This is a genomic window from Agromyces chromiiresistens (genome assembly GCF_029167465.1).
Taxonomy (GTDB): domain Bacteria; phylum Actinomycetota; class Actinomycetes; order Actinomycetales; family Microbacteriaceae; genus Agromyces; species Agromyces chromiiresistens.
Map to the genome: position 1 here is coordinate 65,940 of NZ_JARFNL010000003.1, position 17,630 is coordinate 83,569.

Genomic DNA, 17,630 nt, shown 5'->3' on the forward strand with positions numbered 1-17,630 from the left:
GCGTGGATGCCTCGGCACCGGCCGGAGGCATCCGTGCGGGTGTTCGGCCGTCCGAAAAGCTGCCAATCCCGCACAACCGGGCCGCCGCGGCCGGGGCGCCCGATAGCGTGGTCGTCGGCCGTGACACGGCCGCGCGATGTCGCGGGCGCATGCCGGCGTCGGACCGCGCCCGCACCACGACGAGGAGGCACGATGACCGACGTGGCGCCGCAGGGCACCCCGGCCGACCGTGATCGCTGGCGACGGTATCTCGCCGCGGAACGTGCGGAGGCGGCCGTCTACCGAGAGCTCGCCGCCCGTCGCGACGGCGAGGAGCGCGAGATCCTGCTCGCCCTCGCCGCAGCTGAGGGTCGCCACGAGGCGCACTGGCTCGGCCTGCTCGGCGGCGACGAGGCGGGCGTTCCGCGTGCCGACGTCCGCACCCGCATGCTCGCCTCGCTCGCGCGCCGCTTCGGCTCGATCTTCGTGCTCGCACTCGCGCAGCGGGCCGAGGCGCGATCGCCGTACGCGACCGACCCCGACGCGACGGCGGCGATGGCCGCGGACGAACGCATCCACGGCGAGGTCGTGCGAGGGCTCGCGGCACGGGGCCGACGGCGCCTCGCCGGAACCTTCCGCGCCGCCGTCTTCGGCGCGAACGACGGGCTCGTCTCGAACCTCGCGCTCGTGCTCGGCATCGGCGCGACGGGCGTGCCGGCGAGCGTCGTGCTGTTCACGGGGATCGCCGGCCTGCTCGCCGGTGCACTGTCGATGGGGGCGGGGGAGTACGTGTCGGTGCGATCCCAGCGGGAGCTGCTCGAGGCATCCGCGCCCGACCCCACGACGAGAGACGCGCTGCCGCACCTCGACGTCGACGCGAACGAGCTCGCCCTCGTGTACCGCGCCCGCGGCATGGAGCCCGACGACGCCATCGAGCACGCGGCACTCGTCGTGGCCCGCGTGCAGGCGGCCGAGCTGGCGCAGGCGCCCACCGATGCGCTCGCGATCGAGGCCGACGACGACGAGGCGATCGGCACTGGACTCTCCGCGGCGATCTCGAGCTTCTGCTTCTTCGCGTCGGGCGCGCTCATCCCAGTCCTGCCGTACCTGTTCGGAATGACCGGCCTCGCCGCGGTCGTGACGGCGACCGTGCTCGTCGGAATCGCGCTGCTCGCGACGGGCGCGACCGTCGGCCTCCTGTCCGGCGCCTCGCCGCTGAAGCGCGCACTGCGTCAGCTCTCGATCGGGCTCGGCGCCGCCGCGGTCACCTATCTGCTCGGCCTCGCGTTCGGCACGACGGTAGGCTGATCCGCCGAGCCCCCGACCGCACGTCCCGAGGAGTCACATGCACCGCCCCGTCGCGCTCATCACCGGAGCAGGCCGGCGCAACACGATCGCGTGGGCGATCGCGACGCGGCTCGCGGCCGACGGCTGGGACATCGCGTTCAGCCATCTCGCCGACTACGACCGGCGCATGGGGCTCGGCGGCGATCCCGATCGCGATCCGGCGAGCCTCGAGGCCGAGCTCCGCGCGATCGGCGCCGGTGCGATCGGCCTCGACGCCGACCTGGCCGACCCCGCCGTTCCCGCACGGCTCTTCGCCGAGGCATCCGCCGCCCTCGGCCCGATCCGGGCGCTCGTGCTGTCGCACGCCCAGAGTGTCGACTCGGGCGTGCTCGACACCTCGGTCGAGAGCTTCGACCGCCACTTCGCCGTGAACACGCGCGCCGCGCTGCTGCTGGTGCAGGCGTTCGCCGGGCAGGTTCCCGCAGGCGGCGGCAGCATCGTCGCGCTGACGAGCGATCACATCGTCGGCAACGTGCCGTACGGGGCGTCGAAGGGGGCGCTCGATCGCATCGTCGTCGCCGCCGCACGAGAGCTCGCGCCGCTCGGCATCACGGCGAACCTGGTCAACCCGGGCCCGATCGACACCGGGTGGATGGATGCCGCGACGCGCGCCGCGCTCACGGCGCAGCAGCCGACCGGTCGGCTCGGCACGCCCGACGACACGGCGCGGCTCGTGCGATTCCTCGTGTCCGACGATGCGCGGTGGGTCACCGGCCAGCTCGTGCACAGCGACGGCGGGTCGTCGATCTGACCGCGTGCCCGCGGCGCGGCGAGCGACGCGACCGGTCTCGTCAGGCCGGTGCGGTCACGAAGTCGATGAGCTCCTCGACCCGTCCGAGCAGCGCTGGTTCGAGATCGCCGTAGCCGCGCACCCGGCCGAGGATGTGCTGCCACGCGCGGGCGATGTCGGCCTGGTCGGCGTGCGGCCAGCCGAAGGCCTCGCACACGCCGTGCTTCCACTCGGTTCCGCGGGGGACGACGGGCCAGGCCTCCCGGCCGAGGCGGGCTGGCTTCACCGACTGCCAGACGTCGATGTACGGGTGGCCGACCACGAGCACGTCCGACCGGTAGGGTCCGCGCGCCACCGCGTCGGCGATGCGCTGCTCCTTCGAACCGGGCACCAGGTGGTCGACGAGGACTCCCGCCCTGCGCCCGGGGCCGGGGCGGAACTCGGCGAGCACCTCATCGAGCACGTCCACCCCCTCGAGGTACTCGACGACGACGCCCTCGACGCGCAGGTCGGCGCCCCAGACCTTCTCGACGAGCTCGGCGTCGTGCCGGCCCTCGACGAAGATGCGGCTCGGCAGGGCGACCTTCGCAGGTCCTTGCTCGACCGCGAACGATCCCGACGCGGTGCGCAGCCGCCCGGTCGGGGCCTTCGGCCTGGGTGCCGTGAGCTGCACCGCGCGCCCTTCGACGAGGAACCCGTGGCCGAGCGGGAACATCCGCTGTTTGCCGTATCGGTCCTCGAGCACGACGACGCCCTTCTCGACGCGCACCACGGCGCCGCAGTAGCCCGAGTCGGCGAGCTCGACCACGAGGTCGCGCTCCGCCTCGACGGCGGGGATCACGGTGCGGCCGCGGGCCTTCCAGTCACCGGCGAGCACGTCGCTGCCGTATCGGTCGAAGGGGTCGGCGTCGTAGGGCGGTGTCGCAGGCACCGGTCGAGGCTATCGGAGTGCGGCCCCCTCGAGCGCGAGGCGCACGGCTCGACCCCGCCGGCGGTTCACCGGAAGTCGCGCGACCGCGTCTGCGCCTGCACGGTGAGCGACTCGAAGCGGTCGACGATGAGGTTCGTGACCCCCTCGTTCGACCGTTCGAGGATGCCTCGGACGACCATCGCGGGCGCCTCCCGGGCGATGCGCCGGTAGCGGTTCCAGACACCGACTCCGGCGATCACGTTGAGGGTGCCCGACTCGTCCTCGAGGTTGATGAAGGTGATGCCCGACGCCGTCGCCGGCCGCTGCCGGTGCGTCACGACGCCGCCGACCTCGACCCGTCGGCCCGACTCGACCTCGCGCAGGCGATCGATGCGGATCGCCCCGCGCTCGTCGAGCCGATCGCGGATGTGCCGGATCGGGTGGTCGTCGGGGGAGATGCCGGTCGCCCACAGGTCGTACACGACCTGCTCGGCCGGTGAGAGCACGGGCAGGAGCGGCGGCTGCACCACGACCACCGACCCGGGCAGGAACTCGGCGCGGTCCTGCGAGGCCTCGCCGGCGAGCCAGAGCGCCTCGCGACGGGCGAGCCCGAAGCCCTCGAAGGCGCCCGCTGCGGCGAGCGCCTCGAGCTGCTCGGTGTCGAGCGCCGCCCGGCGGGAGAGGTCGCTCATGTCTCGGTACGGGCCGCGCGCGTCGCGCTCGTCGACGATGCGCTGCGCGACCTTCGCCCCGATGGACGAGACGTCGGCGAGCCCGAGCCGCACCGCGAAGGCCCCGTCGCGGCGATGCTCGGCCGACCGATCGGGCGCCTCGAGGTCGAAGTCGCCGATGTCGGGCTGGGCGACGTGCGTGCACGCCGCCATGCCGGTCGGCGGTCGCCGCTGCGCTGGCGTCCGCCCCGCGACATCCGCCTGCTCGCCGGGGACGCGGGGCCCGTCGCACGCCTCGAGCCCCGCGTGCACGCCCGACCGCAGCACGTCGGGTCGCAGCACTCGCACCCCGTGCCGTCGCGCGTCGGCGGTGAGGGTCTGCGGCGAGTAGAAGCCCATCGGCTGGGCGCGCAGGAGCGCCGCGAGGAAGGCCGCCGGGTAGTGCAGCTTCAGCCACGAGCTCGCGTAGACGAGCAGGGCGAAGGAGAGTGCGTGGCTCTCGGCGAAGCCGAAGTTCGCGAAGGCCTCGATCTTGTCGTAGATCGCCTGCGCGTCGTCGTCGCTGAGCCCGTTCGCCGCCATGCCCTCGAAGAGCTTCGCCCTGAGCTTCGAGATCTTCTCGACGCCGCGCTTGGAGCCCATCGCCCGGCGCAGCAGGTCGGCGTCGGCCGCGGTGCAGCCGCCGACCGCGACGGCCATCTGCATGAGCTGCTCCTGGAAGAGCGGCACCCCGAGCGTGCGCTCGAGCACGGGCTCGAGGTTCGGGTGCAGGTAGCTGACCGGCTCTTCACCGGTGCGCCGCCGGATGTACGGGTGCACCGCCCCGCCCTGCACCGGGCCGGGCCGGATGAGCGCGATCTCGACGACGAGGTCGTAGTACTTTCGCGGCTTCAGGCGGGGGAGCGTGCCGATCTGCGCCCGGCTCTCGACCTGGAACACGCCGATCGAGTCGGCTCGGCAGAGCATGTCGTACACCGCCGGCTCCTCTTTCGGGACGGACTGCAGCTCCCACGTCTCGCCCGTGTGCTCGCGCACGAGGTCGAACGTGTACTGCAGGGCGGCGAGCATGCCGAGCCCGAGCAGGTCGAACTTCACGAGGCCCATCCAGGCGCAGTCGTCCTTGTCCCATTGCAGCACCGTGCGGTGCTCCATGCGGGCGTGCTCGATCGGGCAGACCTCGCCCACCGGCCGGTCGGTGAGCACCATGCCGCCCGAGTGGATGCCGAGGTGCCGCGGGAATCCGAGCACCTGCTCGGCCAGCTCGACGACCGGGCCGGGGATGTCGTGGTCGTCGGTCTCGACCACCGCGCCCCAGCGTTCCACCTGTCGCGACCACGCGTCCTGCTGCCCGGTCGAGTAGCCGAGGGCCTTCGCCATGTCGCGCACCGCGACCTTCGGCCGGTAGCTGATCACGTTCGCGACCTGTGCGGCGTTCTGCCGGCCGTATTTCTCGTAGACGTACTGGATGATCTCCTCCCGCCGGTCGGAGTCGAAGTCGACGTCGATGTCGGGCTCCTCGTCGCGCAGTGCGGAGAGGAACCGCTCGAACGGAAGGTCGAACTTGATGGAGTCGACCGCGGTGATGCGCAGCGCGTAGCAGACGGCCGAGTTCGCGGCAGATCCCCGGCCCTGGCAGAGGATGCCTCGGCTCCGCGCCTCGCGGACGAGATCGTGCACGATCAGGAAGTAGCCGGGGAAGTCCTTCTGCTCGATGATCGCGAGTTCGTGCTCGAGCCGGGCGTGCACGGCGTCGCCCGCCCCGGGGTAGAGCTCGGCGGCGCCCTGCCGCACGAGCTCCCGCAGCCAGCTCATCGGGGTGTGCCCCTCGGGCACCTCCTGGCGGGGAAGCCTGGGCCTGGCGCTGCGCAGCGTGAAGCCGAGTTCTCCTGCGAGCGAGACCGAGTGCTCGACCGCGCCCGGATACCTCGCGAACCGCGCCTGCATCTCCGCGCCGCTGCGCAGGTGCAGCCCGTCGGAGGCGGGCAGCCACCCGTCGAGCTCGTCGAGGCTGCGCCGCGCGCGAACCGCCGCGAGCGCATTCGCGAGCCGGTGTTCGGGCGGCGTCGCGTAGTGCACGGCATTCGTCGCGACGATCCGCAGCCGAGCGCCTTCGGCGAGCCCCGCGAGCACGTCGTTCGCCCGCTGGTCGGCCGGATGCCCGTGGTCGAACAGCTCGACGACCACCTGATCGCGCCCGAAGAGCGCGATCAGTCGATCGAGTTCACGCCGCGCGGCATCCGGTCCCTCCGCGGCGAGCGCCCGCCGCACCGCGCCCTTGCGGCACCCCGTGAGCACTGTCCAGTCATCTCCCGCCCGCGCGGCGAGGTCGTCGAGGTCGTAGACCGGGCGCCCCTTCTCGCCGCCCGCGAGCTGGCCCGCCGTGATCGCCGCGGCGAGCCGGTGGTAGCCCGCCTCGCGGCGGGCGAGCACGAGCAGGTGGTCGCCCTCGGGGTCGGCCTCGCCCATCTGCGGACGGCCCAGCCCGAGCGAGAGCTCGGCCCCGAAGACGGTCGTGAGGTCGGAGAAGCTCTCGGCCGCCTCGGCGAAGCGCACGATGCCGTAGAAGCCGTCGTGGTCGGTCACCGCGAGCCCGGAGAGGCCCAGCCGGTGGGCCTCCTCCACCAGTTGCTCGGGCGAAGAGGCCCCGTCGAGGAAGCTGTAGTTCGTGTGCGCGTGGAGTTCGGCGTAGGGCACGACCGGCCCCTCGGGCGCAGTGAGCCCCTCGCTCGGCCGGTAGGGCTGCCGTTTGCGGCTGAACGCCGGGCCGTCGCCGCCGTCGGCGATGAGCTTCGACGGGCTCGGCCTGCGGCGGTCGGAGAGCTTGCGCTCGAGCTCCGACCAGGGGATCTCGGGATTGTTCCAGCCCATCAGCCTCTGCCCATCAGTCGTACCTCGCCTCGGCCCACCAGCCCTCGGCGTCGCGCACGAGGAGCCACGCGCAGCCGTCGTGGTCGACGAGCTGGAACCGGTGCACGCGCCGCGCACGCGCGTCGTCCCACCAGCGTTCGACGACCGGCCACGGGCCGGCCCACGCGCGTACCCGCGCCGGTGCGGTGCGGCCGACCGCGAAGGTCTCGGGCGGCGACGAGATCGCGCCGCGCTCATCGATCGCGACCGTGGCGCCGGCGGCGTCGAGCAGGGCGACCGGGTGCCGTTCGCGGAACACGCTCGCCGGCGCGAGCGCGGGCAGGCTGCCGGGCCACGGGGCCTCGCGCCGTTCGGGAGCCCGGTCGCCCCACGGTACGAGCACCTGCCGATCGGCGAGCATGCGCCCGCCGCCGACGGCCGCCGTGACGACCCCCTCGTGCCCGAGCATGCTCTGCACCCGGGTGAGCGCGTGGTGCACCCGCTCGTCGGGCCCCTGACCCCAGAGCCCCGCCTCGTGGTTCGCGGTGGAGTCGACCCGCTCGGGGATCACCCGCAGCGCGGTGATCGGCGAGGCGAGCCCGCTGTCGGCGGTGCCGGCTCCCTGCAGCTGCCAGCGCACCCGGTCGACGACGTCGGCGGGCGTGAACCAGCGCGGATGCAGCCAGCTGCGACTCGATCGGCCGCCCCGCTCGTCGTCGAGTTCGACGCGGATCGCCGTGCACACGAGCCTGACCGCCCGCATGCGGTCGATGAACTCGTCGGCTCGCACTCGGAACGCGAATGCGAGCTGGTCGATGCGATCGAGCGGCGGTTCGAACTCGGCGAGCACCTCGAACTCGGGCGGCGGGGTTCGGGCCGCCACCCCGTTGGACTCGCGGCCGGCGGCCCGGTCGTGGGCGAACGCACCGGCGGCCCCGAACCGGCGGCGCACATCGTCGGCCGGCAGCGCCGCGAAGTCGCCGAGCGTGCGAACCCCGAGCCGATTGAGCAGCACCCGGGTGCGTTCGTCGACGACGAGGCCGACGGGCAGCGGCGCGAGGAACTCGGCCGAGCCGCCCGGCGCCACGATGCCGACGTGCGGCGAGGAGCGCACCGCGCGTGCCGCCTGCTCGGCGGCGAACGGCCCGTCGGCGACGCCCACCCGCACCTCGGGGCCGAGCTGCCGTGCCGTGTCGAGCAGTGCCCGTGCCGCGGCGTCCTCGCCGCCGTAGTAGCGGGCCGGCCCCCGCGCCCGCATCGCGAGCGTGCCGGGGCGCACGACCTGCACCCCCGGCACCGCGTCTTCGACCCGTCGGACGACGGGTTCGAAGGCGCGCACGTCGAGGGCGGGATCGTACGGCAGCACGGTGAGCGCGGGGGAGCGGTACTGCGCCTCGCGGAGGCGCAGCCCGCGCGCCACGCCGTCGCGTCGTGCAGCCGCCGAGCAGGAGTGCACCGCACCGCCCTCGGTGAGGGCGATGGGCGCGTCGAGGTCGAGCCCCGCCTCGCGAGCCGCGGCGAACACGGGCCAGTCGGGGCACCAGAGCACGATCGCCCTCGTGGGGGAGGCCGGGTTCATGCCGGCCTCCGGAACTCGCCGTGGAGCACGGGGGCCAGCCCCGCCTCGGTGCCGGACGGGGGAGACCCGGCCGCATCTGCTGCACCCGGCCCCTCGTCCAGCGCCTCGAACCCGAGCGCGCGGTCGGGCAGCCGCAGCTTCGAACGACGCCGCTTCACGAAGCCGCCGCGGCCTGCAGCGCTCACGACGACCTCTCGCTCGTCGAGCAGGCCGTGGCCGGACTCGAGGCCGTGCCATTCGCTCGCCTCGACGTCGAGGCTCGCGTCACTGCCCGGCCAGGGGCCGGCGGCGATCAGCACGGCACCGCGCTCGCGCAGGCGGGCGGCGAGCCGGGATGCCTCGGCAGGGGCGACGCGCTCGGCCGGTCGCACTGCGACGATGGGAATGACGTCGGCGAGCGCCGCGACCACCGCGAACCACTGCCGCCCGGGCTCCGGCACGAGCACGAGCCGCTCGAGATCGATGCCGAACCGGGCCGCGGCCTCGACCCCGAACTCGGGCATGCCGACGACGGCCGCCCAGCGCCCGCTCGCCGAGGGGCCGGCCAGCAGCGCCATCACGAGGGTGGTCGACCCGTGCGCCTCGACGACGGTGCCCTCACGCAGGGTTCCGCCCGGCAGCAGCCCCGTGAAGGCCGGATGGGTCGGCACCGCCCGGGTCTCGAGCCGGGTCGACTGCATGCCGTGGATGCGCGCCTGCAACTCGTCGACCCGCTCGAGGCGGGCCGTCGACGAGGGGAGGGGAGCGGCCTGGGTCACCCTTCAAGTTTCGAACACATGTTCGAAACTGGCAAGTCGCCTCGGCCGAACGTCCGAAACCGTTCTGGAGAAACGCGAAAGGGCCGGATCTTCCGATCCGGCCCTTTCGACCCACGTGCGCGAGGGGGGACTTGAACCCCCACGCCCTATACGGGCACTAGCACCTCAAGCTAGCGCGTCTGCCAATTCCGCCACCCGCGCGTGGTTTCCGCTGATCGCTCAGCGGCCGTAGAAGACATTAGCACGGTTTGCGGAGCCCGATTGACCAAACCGCCACGACGAGGTCGTCGACGCCTCGAAACCCCGGGTGAGCGGCAGGAAAACTCGCGATTCCCGGATCGCTGCGAGCACCGGTGGCCGTACCGACTAGCGTGGAGCGCATGGCCGAGGCATCCGCGACCCCAGACCCAGTGCTCGACGAGACCGCGGTGATCGCGCGCGACCTGATCCGGTTCGACACCTCCAACTACGGGAGCGGGCGGGCCAACGGCGAACGCGAGGCCGCGGAGTACGTCGAGGCCCGGCTCGCCGGCCTCGGACTCGCGCCCAGGATGTTCGAACCCGAGCCCCGGCGCACGAGCGTCGTGGCCCGCGTTCCCGGGCGCAATCCCGACAAGCCCGCCCTCGTCGTGCACGGCCACCTCGACGTCGTGCCCGCCGACGCCCGCAACTGGAGCGTCGACCCCTTCGCGGGCGAGATCCGCGACGGAATGCTCTGGGGTCGCGGCGCCGTCGACATGAAGGACATGGACGCCATGATGCTCGCCGCGCTCGGCGACATCCTCGGCAGCGGGGCGCAGCCCGAGCGCGACCTCGTCATCGCCTTCTTCGCCGACGAGGAGGCGGGCGGGGGAGCGGGCTCGGGCTGGCTCGTCGACCACCACCCCGAGCTCTTCGCCGGGGCCGCCGAGGCGATCAGCGAGGTCGGCGGCTATTCGATCACCGTCGGCGGCCGCCGGGCCTACCTGCTGCAGACGGGCGAGAAGTCGCTGCTCTGGATCAAGCTCGTCGCCCGCGGCGTCGCGGCGCACGGCTCGCGGCTCATCCGGGACAACGCGATCACGAAGCTCGCCGAGGCGGTCGCGACGCTCGGGCGCACCGAGTGGCCGATGCGCCTCACCGACACGACCCGCGAGCTCCTGGCCGAGATCGCCGCGGTGCTCGGCGTCGACCCCGAACAGGTGTCGCCCGACGAGCTCGCCCTCGCGACCGGATCCGCGTCGGGATTCATCACGGCGACGCTGCGCACGACGTCGAACCCGACCCTCCTCGAGGCCGGCTACAAGCACAACGTGATCCCCGACCGCGCCGAGGCGCTCATCGACATCCGCACCCTCCCCGGCGAAGAGGAGGCGGTGCTCGCGGAGGTGCAGGCGCTCGTCGGCGACGGCATCGAGATCGAGGTGGTGCACCGCGACGTCGGACTCGAGTCCGCGACGTCCGGATCGCTCGTGGATGCCGTCAAGCGCTCGCTCGAGACCCACGATCCCGGCGCGCCGGTCTTCCCCTACCTGCTGTCGGGCGGCACCGACAACAAGGCGCTCAGTCGCCTCGGCATCGCCGGCTACGGCTTCGCCCCGCTGCGCCTGCCCGAAGGCTTGGACTTCCCTGCGATGTTCCACGGCGTTGACGAGCGGGTGCCGCTCGACGCACTAGTCTTCGGTAGGCGGGTCCTTCGCGACCTGCTCCTCGAGTACTGACCGGCGAGTCGACGGCGCGGCGGCCCATCGGGCCACCCACGTCAGGCCAGCTGAGACCTCCGACTTCCGCGGAGGCGGAAGGCGGATGCACCACGTGATCGAAGCGCTCATCCTGGGATTCGTCCAGGGCCTCACCGAGTTCCTCCCGATCTCCTCGAGCGCCCACCTGCGCATCCTCGGGGAGTTCCTGCCGGGCGCGCAGGACCCGGGGGCGGCCTTCACCGCGATCACCCAGCTCGGCACCGAGACCGCGGTCGTCGTGTTCTTCTGGCGCGACATCGTGCGCATCGTGTCGCACTGGTTCGGCTCGTTCACCGGGCGCGTGCCCCGCAACGACCCCGACGCCCGCATGGGCTGGCTCATCATCATCGGCTCGATCCCCATCGTGGTGTTCGGCCTGCTCTTCCAGGACGAGATCGAGACGGTGCTCCGATCGCTCTGGATCACGGCGACGATGCTCGTCGTGTTCGGCATCATCCTCGGCCTGGCCGACTGGGCCGGAGCCAAGCGCCGCAAGCTCGACCAGTTGACGTACCCGCACGGCGTGCTCTTCGGACTCGCCCAGTCGTTGTCGCTCATCCCCGGCGTCTCGCGCTCGGGCGGCACGATCACGATGGGCCTGCTGCTCGGCTACGAACGCGCCGCAGCGGCCCGCTACGCCTTCCTGCTCGCGATCCCGGCCGTGTTCGGCAGCGGGCTGTTCCAGCTCGTCAAGAGCCTCGACGAGCCGTCGGTCTACAGTCCGCTCGAGACCGCGGCGGCGACGGTCGTCGCGTTCGTCGTGGCCATCCTCGTGATCGCGTTCTTCATGAGCTGGATCTCGAAGCACAGCTTCCTGCCGTTCGTGATCTACCGCATCGTGGTCGGCGGGCTGCTCTTCTTCCTGCTCGCGAACGGCACGCTGCAGCCGGTCTAGGTCGACGCCGGTCGTGGATGCCTCGACCGAGGCGTCCACGACGGCGTGATTCCGGCAGCGGGGAAGCAGCCGTCAGGGCGTCGCGGGACCGCGCCCGTCGGCACGGCCCTCGGGTCCGTCGCCGCGGCGACGGAGGTAGCGCTCGAACTCCTGCGCGATCGCCTCGCCGCTCGCCTCGGGGGCGTCGACCGCGTCGCGCGCCTGCTCGAGCTGGGCGATGTACCCGGCCATCTCCTCGTCGTCGGCGGCGAGGGCGTCGACCCCGGCCTCCCACGCCTGCGCCTCGGTCTCGAGGGTGCCGCGGGGGATCGACAGGCCGGTCAGCTCCTCGAGCTTGCCGAGCAGGGCGAGCACGGCCTTGGGCGACGGCGCGTTGTGCACGTAGTGGGGCACCGACGCCCACAGCGACACGGTCGGGATGCCGAGGCGCTCGGCCCGGTCGGCCAGCACGCTCAGGATGCCGACCGGCCCCTCGTAGGTCGAGCGCTCGACGCCGAGCGCCTCGCGCACCTCGGGGTTCTCGCTCGACGCGAACACGGTGAGCGGGCGCGTGTGCGGGGCGTCTGCGAGCATCGCCCCGAGCAGCACGACGCCGTCGATGTCGGCGGCGAGCGCGGCGTCGATGAGCTCGGCGGCGAAGCCCTTCCAGCTGCGGGCCGGCTCGGCTCCGATGAGCACGTGCAGGCCGGATGCCCCGGGGCCGGTCACCGGCTCGTCGACATCGGCCGGTCCGCTCGGACCGAGGATCGCGGCGCCCGGCCACTCGAGCCTGCGGACGCCGTCGTCGCCGACGACCACGGTCGGGCGGGTGAACTGGTAGTCGAAGTAGAGCTCTGGGTCGACGGCGGCGACCTCGACGAGGCCGAGCCGCTCGGCGAGCAGCTTGGCGGCGCCGCTCGCGGCCTCGCCCGCGTCGTTCCAGCCCTCGAAGGCGACGACGAGCAGCCTTCGGCCCTCGAATCCGGCCGGCTGAATCACTCCGTGTGCCCCGCTTCCCACCCCGGTCGTCCGGGTTCCCCTCCACAATAGGCCGTGCCCGTAGACTTGGGCGTTGTGACCTCACGCCTGCCTGCCGCCGTCCTCTGGGACATGGACGGAACCCTCGTCGACACCGAACGCTATTGGATGGCCGCCGAGGAGGAGCTGGTCGAAGCCTTCGGCGGCACCTGGACCCACGACGAGGCGCTGGCCCTCGTCGGCAGCGGCCTGTGGGAATCCGCCCGCGTCTTCCAGGCGAAGGGCGTCGACCTCGACGCCGACACCATCGTCCTGCGCCTCACGAATCGAGTGGCCGAGATGCTCGCCGAGCACGGCGTGCCCTGGCGGCCCGGCGCCCGGGAGCTGCTCCTCGCGTTGCGCGAGGCATCCGTGCCGACCGCGCTCGTGACCATGTCGCTGCGCTCGATGGCCGACGAGATCATCTCCGCGATCCCGTTCACGGCGTTCGACGCGATCGTGACGGGCGACTCGGTCGAGCATGCCAAGCCGCATCCCCAGCCGTACCTGCAGGCCGCGGCCGAGCTCGGCGTCGACATCGCCGACTGCGTCGCGTTCGAGGATTCGCCTGCCGGCCTCACCTCGGCCTACGACGCCGGCACCATCGCCGTCGGCGTGCCCAACATCCTCGCGCTCGACGACGTGTCGTCGACGGTGCTCTGGCCGACGCTCGAGGGCATGACGGTGGCCGATGTCGCGGCGCTCGTCGGCGAACGGGAGGCGACCAGATGACCACGAGTCGAGGCGAGCAGAGCGGGCCGTTCCGGGTCGGCGACCGCGTTCAGCTGACCGGCCCCAAGGGCCGGATGCACACCATCACGCTCGAGCCGGGCAAGCTCTTCCATTCCCACAAGGGGCCGATCGCGCACGACGACCTGATCGGCCTCCCCGACGGCTCGGTCGTCGCGAACCAGGTCGGGATCGAGTACCTCGCCCTTCGCCCGCTGCTCAGCGACTTCGTGATGTCGATGCCCCGTGGCGCCGCGATCGTCTACCCGAAGGACGCCGCGCAGATCCTCGCGCAGGCCGACATCTTCCCCGGCGCGACCGTCGTCGAGGCGGGCGTCGGCTCCGGCGCCCTCTCGCTCTGGCTGCTCCGCGCGATCGGGGAACGCGGCCGCCTGCACTCGTTCGAACGTCGCGAGGAGTTCGCCGACGTCGCCCGCGGCAACGTCGCGACCTTCCACGGTGCGGTGCCCGACAACTGGTCGATCACGCTCGGCGACCTCGCCGAGGCGCTGCCCGAGACCGTCGACGAGGGCTCCGTCGACCGGGTCGTGCTCGACATGCTCGCGCCGTGGGAGTGCATCGACGAGGTCTCCCGTGCGCTCAAGCCCGGCGGAGTGGTGCTCTGCTACATCGCCACCGTCACCCAGCTGTCGCGGGTCGCGGAGGCCATCCGCGCCACGGGCGAGTACACCGAACCGCAGTCCTCGGAGACGATGGTGCGCGGCTGGCACGTGCAGGGTCTCGCCGTGCGACCCGACCACCGGATGATCGCCCACACCGGGTTCCTCATCACGGCGCGCCGGCTCGCGCCCGGCACCGTCCTGCCCGAGCTCAAGCGACGTCCGTCGAAGACCGAGTTCAGCGACGAGGACGTCGAGGCGTGGACGCCGGGCGCCCTCGGCGAACGCCAGGTCAGCGCCAAGGCGCTGCGCAAGCGGGTTCGCGCGGCCGACGCCGCGGCACGGAAGTCCGCCGGTTCGGATGAGGCCGGTTCCGAGTCGGCCGGCGACCTCGAAGCCCCCGAGCAGGAGTCGCCCGTCTCGGACGGGTAGGCTTTCATCGCCCCTCAGCGACCCATGAAGAATCGAGGATCTGTGCGCTCGTCTCTCGCGCTCATCGCCACGGCCGCGCTCGTCGCCGTCGCGCTCTCCGGCTGCGCCGCCCAGGCACCCGCGCCCGAGGCCGCGCCGGGCAACTCGTCGTCGACGATCGACGTGACCGGCGACTTCGGCGAGACCCCTGAGGTTGAGTTCCCGACGCCGCTGGCGCCGGAGGAGACCGAATGCACCGAAGTCATCGAAGGGGAGGGACCGCTGATTCAGTCAGGCCAGCCCGTCGCGATCGGCTTCGCGATGTACAACGGTGCGACCGGAGAACTCCTGCAGTCGAACGGGTTCGGCGACCAACCGACGACGCCGGTGGTCGCTTCGGAGAAGGTCGTCTTTCCCGGCCTGGCGAAGGGCCTCACATGCGCCAGAGAGGGCTCGCGCGTCGCCATCGTAATGCCCCAGAAGGACGGCTTCGGCGAGAGCCCCGACGCATTGCAGCTCGGGCTCAACCCGGGAGACAGCCTCGTGCTCATCGTCGACGTGCACGAGGCGTTCCCCTCGCGCGCCGACGGTGCGCCCCAGCTGACCCGCGATGCCTTCCCCGCGGTGGTGCTCGCGCCGGACGGCCGCCCCGGAATCACGGTACCGAAGGCGGATCCGCCCAAGCAATCCGAGGTCGAGCTCTTGAAGAGCGGTTCGGGCACGGTCGTCGAGGACGGCGACCAGGTCGTGGTGCAGTTCACCGCGGTCGACTGGGACACGAACGAGGTTTCTGCGTCGACGTGGGAAGACGGTTCGCCGACCGGCGTCGTCGCCGGCGAGGGCGGCCAAGGGGGTCAGCTTCCCCCCGCGGTCACGAAGGAGCTCGTCGGCCAGAAGGCCGGATCGCAGATCGGCGTGATCGTGGCCCCCGAAGGTGACGATGCGAGCGGCTCGGCCCAGTTCTACGTCGTCGACATCCTCGGAGTCCTGTGACCGATCGCCGGCGCCCGAGCGGCGCCGGCGGTTCAGTATGATCGCTCGTGTGGCCGGAACAGAACCCAGTGGTGCAGCGAAGGTTCCGGTCGAGGACCGGCTGTTCAGCCTCGTCCTGGCGCTCGTCGCGACCGAGACCGGACTGCTGAAGTCCGAGATCCTCTCGACCGTCCGGGGCTACGCCGAACGCTACGACGCCTCGGGTTCGAACGCGAACCTCGAGCGCCAGTTCGAGCGCGACAAGGACGAGATCCGCGATCTCGGCATCCCGCTCGAGACGGTCGAGTCGCCCGATCGCCCAGGAGACAACCAGTCGCTGCGCTACCGCATCCCGAAGGGGCAGTACGAGCTCCCCGAGGCCGTGCGGTTCAGCCCCGACGAGCTGGCGCTGCTCGGCCTCGCCGCCGAGGTCTGGCGCGAGGCATCCGTGTCGGCCGATTCGCAGCGCGCGCTCACGAAGCTGCGCTCGCTGGGCATCGAGCCGCGCGACCCCGTCATCGGCTACGCACCGCGCCTGCGCGTGCGCGACGCCGCCTTCGAGCCGCTGCGTCAGGCGCTCGATCGCCGGCAGACCGTGCGCTTCCGGTACTTCAAGCCTGGCGAGCGCGAGCCGCGTGTGCGCACCGTCGACCCGCTCGCCGTCGTGCTGCACGAGGGCCGCTGGCACCTGCACGCCCGCGACCGCGATGTCGACGAGCCCCGCACGTTCCTGCTCTCCCGCATCGTCGGCGAGGTCCAGCCCGTCGCCGGTTCGACCTTCGATGCGCCGCCGCCCGGCATCCAGGACCGCGTGATCGCCGAACTCGACGCGCTGCGCCTCTCGAACGTCGCCGACCTGGCGGTCACCGCCGGCAGCGACGCCGAGGTCCGTCTCGGCAAGCGCGCCGTCGACGGCGACGAGGACGCGGGGGTCATCCGTCTCCACTACACCGACGAGGCGGTGCTCGCCGACGAGCTCGCCGCGTACGGGCCCGAGGTGCGCGTGCTCGGCCCGGCGTCGCTGCGGCAGGCGGTGCGCGATCGCCTGCGCCTCGTCGCCGACGCGCACCGCGGGAGGAGCGAACGATGAACGAGTCGCGACGCAAGCCGTTGAAGGCCTCCGACAAGCTGGTGTTCCTGCTCTCGCTCGTGCCGTACCTGCTCGAGCAGCAGGTCGTGGACGTGCCCGACGCCGCGGCCCACTTCGGCGTGACCGACGACGAGATCCGCGACGCCGTCCGACTCATCGCGACATCGGGGCTGCCGGGCGCCACCGGCACCTACCAGCCGAACGACCTGTTCGACATCGACTGGGACGCGTTCGAGGACGACGACGTCATCGTCATCGTGCACCACGTCGCGATCGACGACGCCCCGCGCCTCTCGGCGCGCGAGGCGGCCGCGCTCATCGCCGGACTGCAGTACCTCTCCGCACTGCCCGAGAACGCGGGGAGCGCCTCGCTCGGCGCCCTCATGCAGAAGCTCACCGCCGGCGCCTCGGCGGCACCGACGAGGCTCGCCGTCGCCGAGTCGGAGAGCGACGCGTCGCTCGCCGCGATCCGCGCGGCCGTCGCCGACGGACGGCAGCTCGAGTTCGACTACCGCAACGCGGTCGGGGTCGCGGGGCGTCGCCGGGTCGACCCCCTTCGCATCCTCTCGCAGGACGCCGACTGGTACCTGCAGGCCTACTGCCATACGCGCGAAGACGTCCGCAACTTCCGCGTCGACCGCATGAGCGACCTCGTGGTCTCCGACCTTCCGATCGGCGAGCATGCCGAGACCGTCGTGCCCGACACCCTCTTCCAGGGATCCGACAGCGACTTCGACGTCGTGGTCGATGCGCTCCCCGAAGCGCTGCCGCTCCTCGCGGACTATCTGGCCGATTCGAAGTCCGAGGAGGTCGACGGGCGACTCAGGGTCACCCTGCGACTGGCCCACGTGCACGGGCTCAAGCGGCTCGTCGCCGGACTTCCCGGGCTCGTCACCGTCGTCTCGCCCGCGGAGGCGCGGGCGGCGGTCGCCGGCTGGGCGACCGCCGGGCTCGCCGGATACGCTGACGACGAGGCATCCGGTCACTGAGTACGGATCGCCGCGTCGGACCCGACGGTCCGACCGAGGCATCCGTCCACAGCCGTGACCTCGCAGAAACCTCCGGCAGGTAGACTGTCGCCAACATCCCCCGAGAAACGGACGAAAACCTATGTGGCAAGGCTTCACCGGTTGGCACGCGCTGATCATCCTCGTGGTCATCCTGCTGCTGTTCGGCGCCCCCAAGCTTCCGGCGCTCGCCCGCAGCCTCGGGCAGTCGATGAAGATTCTCAAGACCGAGGTGCGCTCCGACAAGGGCGACGGCGACGCTGCCGCCGCCGGTGACGACACGCCGAAGTCCGAGGAGTCGGATTCCGGCAAGAGCGCCTGACACAGATGACCGCGGTGAAAGATCGCGGGGAGAAGAACCGCGAGAA

15 protein-coding genes and 1 tRNA gene are annotated in these 17,630 nt (G+C 72.2%); 10 read left to right on the top strand and 6 right to left on the bottom strand.

Annotated features, from left to right (window positions below; genetic code table 11):
• The first annotated feature begins 192 nt into the window (after positions 1 to 192).
• Together PX701_RS06220 and PX701_RS06225 are read left to right on the top strand one after the other, a co-directional pair.
• Positions 193 to 1,287: a VIT1/CCC1 transporter family protein gene (locus tag PX701_RS06220; protein WP_231431020.1), complete on the top strand. Its 1,095-nt coding sequence runs from the start codon at positions 193 to 195 to the stop codon at positions 1,285 to 1,287.
• Positions 1,288 to 1,324: 37 nt separating this feature from the next.
• Entirely contained in the window at positions 1,325 to 2,077 is a 753-nt protein-coding gene (locus PX701_RS06225; RefSeq protein ID WP_231431021.1) for an SDR family oxidoreductase, read from the top strand.
• Between the two features lie 40 nt (positions 2,078 to 2,117).
• Here the strand turns inward: PX701_RS06225 and PX701_RS06230 are convergent, their stop codons facing one another.
• From PX701_RS06230 to PX701_RS06250, 5 genes are all read right to left on the bottom strand, one after another.
• Positions 2,118 to 2,987 (bottom strand): DUF3097 domain-containing protein, encoded by an 870-nt coding sequence (locus tag PX701_RS06230; protein WP_231431022.1) that lies wholly within the window; start codon positions 2,985 to 2,987, stop codon positions 2,118 to 2,120.
• A 65-nt stretch (positions 2,988 to 3,052) separates the two neighbouring features.
• Positions 3,053 to 6,505, bottom strand: coding sequence for an error-prone DNA polymerase (locus PX701_RS06235; protein WP_231431023.1), 3,453 nt, complete (start codon positions 6,503 to 6,505; stop codon positions 3,053 to 3,055).
• Between the two features lie 13 nt (positions 6,506 to 6,518).
• Positions 6,519 to 8,063, bottom strand: coding sequence for a DNA polymerase Y family protein (locus PX701_RS06240; RefSeq protein WP_275505804.1), 1,545 nt, complete (start codon positions 8,061 to 8,063; stop codon positions 6,519 to 6,521).
• Entirely contained in the window at positions 8,060 to 8,821 is a 762-nt protein-coding gene (locus tag PX701_RS06245) for a hypothetical protein (protein ID WP_275505805.1), read from the bottom strand. The genes PX701_RS06240 and PX701_RS06245 overlap by 4 nt, the downstream gene beginning before the upstream one ends.
• A 116-nt stretch (positions 8,822 to 8,937) precedes the next feature.
• A tRNA-Leu gene (locus PX701_RS06250) sits at positions 8,938 to 9,022 on the bottom strand.
• Positions 9,023 to 9,201: 179 nt separating this feature from the next.
• On the opposite strand from PX701_RS06250, the gene PX701_RS06255 reads away from it, so the two are divergent.
• The gene (locus PX701_RS06255; RefSeq protein WP_275505807.1) at positions 9,202 to 10,521 is read left to right on the top strand and encodes a M20/M25/M40 family metallo-hydrolase; all 1,320 of its coding nucleotides are present in this window, start codon (positions 9,202 to 9,204) and stop codon (positions 10,519 to 10,521) included.
• 85 nt (positions 10,522 to 10,606) lie between these two features.
• Positions 10,607 to 11,437, top strand: a complete 831-nt coding sequence (locus tag PX701_RS06260; RefSeq protein ID WP_275505808.1) for an undecaprenyl-diphosphate phosphatase — start codon at positions 10,607 to 10,609, stop codon at positions 11,435 to 11,437.
• A 72-nt stretch (positions 11,438 to 11,509) separates the two neighbouring features.
• On the opposite strand, the gene PX701_RS06265 is transcribed toward PX701_RS06260, so the two are convergent.
• Positions 11,510 to 12,415: a PAC2 family protein gene (locus PX701_RS06265; protein ID WP_231431028.1), complete on the bottom strand. Its 906-nt coding sequence runs from the start codon at positions 12,413 to 12,415 to the stop codon at positions 11,510 to 11,512.
• A 75-nt stretch (positions 12,416 to 12,490) separates the two neighbouring features.
• On the opposite strand from PX701_RS06265, the gene PX701_RS06270 reads away from it, so the two are divergent.
• The 6 genes from PX701_RS06270 to tatA all read left to right on the top strand — a co-directional run bounded on the left by PX701_RS06270 (position 12,491) and on the right by tatA (position 17,584).
• Entirely contained in the window at positions 12,491 to 13,165 is a 675-nt protein-coding gene (locus tag PX701_RS06270; RefSeq protein ID WP_231431029.1) for an HAD family hydrolase, read from the top strand.
• Entirely contained in the window at positions 13,162 to 14,214 is a 1,053-nt protein-coding gene (locus tag PX701_RS06275; protein WP_231431030.1) for a tRNA (adenine-N1)-methyltransferase, read from the top strand. The genes PX701_RS06270 and PX701_RS06275 overlap by 4 nt, the downstream gene beginning before the upstream one ends.
• 42 nt (positions 14,215 to 14,256) lie before the next feature.
• Complete coding sequence (locus PX701_RS06280) at positions 14,257 to 15,186, top strand: FKBP-type peptidyl-prolyl cis-trans isomerase (protein WP_275505809.1); 930 nt, start codon at positions 14,257 to 14,259, stop codon at positions 15,184 to 15,186.
• A gap of 49 nt (positions 15,187 to 15,235) precedes the next feature.
• A complete protein-coding gene (locus tag PX701_RS06285) occupies positions 15,236 to 16,255 on the top strand; it encodes a helix-turn-helix transcriptional regulator (protein WP_231431032.1) in 1,020 nt (339 codons plus the stop codon).
• Entirely contained in the window at positions 16,252 to 17,244 is a 993-nt protein-coding gene (locus PX701_RS06290; RefSeq protein ID WP_231431033.1) for a helix-turn-helix transcriptional regulator, read from the top strand. The genes PX701_RS06285 and PX701_RS06290 overlap by 4 nt, the downstream gene beginning before the upstream one ends.
• 121 nt (positions 17,245 to 17,365) lie before the next feature.
• A complete protein-coding gene (tatA, locus tag PX701_RS06295; protein ID WP_231431034.1) occupies positions 17,366 to 17,584 on the top strand; it encodes a twin-arginine translocase TatA/TatE family subunit in 219 nt (72 codons plus the stop codon).
• Positions 17,585 to 17,630 lie beyond the last annotated feature (46 nt).

Coding starts and splice junctions, on each gene's coding strand:
- PX701_RS06275 (WP_231431030.1), top strand. CDS start 13,162: ATGACCACGAGTCGAGGCGAGCAGAGCGGGCCGTTCCGGGTCGGCGAC.
- PX701_RS06225 (WP_231431021.1), top strand. CDS start 1,325: ATGCACCGCCCCGTCGCGCTCATCACCGGAGCAGGCCGGCGCAACACG.
- tatA (WP_231431034.1), top strand. CDS start 17,366: ATGTGGCAAGGCTTCACCGGTTGGCACGCGCTGATCATCCTCGTGGTC.
- PX701_RS06260 (WP_275505808.1), top strand. CDS start 10,607: ATGCACCACGTGATCGAAGCGCTCATCCTGGGATTCGTCCAGGGCCTC.
- PX701_RS06235 (WP_231431023.1), bottom strand. CDS start 6,505: ATGGGCTGGAACAATCCCGAGATCCCCTGGTCGGAGCTCGAGCGCAAG.
- PX701_RS06290 (WP_231431033.1), top strand. CDS start 16,252: ATGAACGAGTCGCGACGCAAGCCGTTGAAGGCCTCCGACAAGCTGGTG.
- PX701_RS06240 (WP_275505804.1), bottom strand. CDS start 8,063: ATGAACCCGGCCTCCCCCACGAGGGCGATCGTGCTCTGGTGCCCCGAC.
- PX701_RS06255 (WP_275505807.1), top strand. CDS start 9,202: ATGGCCGAGGCATCCGCGACCCCAGACCCAGTGCTCGACGAGACCGCG.
- PX701_RS06220 (WP_231431020.1), top strand. CDS start 193: ATGACCGACGTGGCGCCGCAGGGCACCCCGGCCGACCGTGATCGCTGG.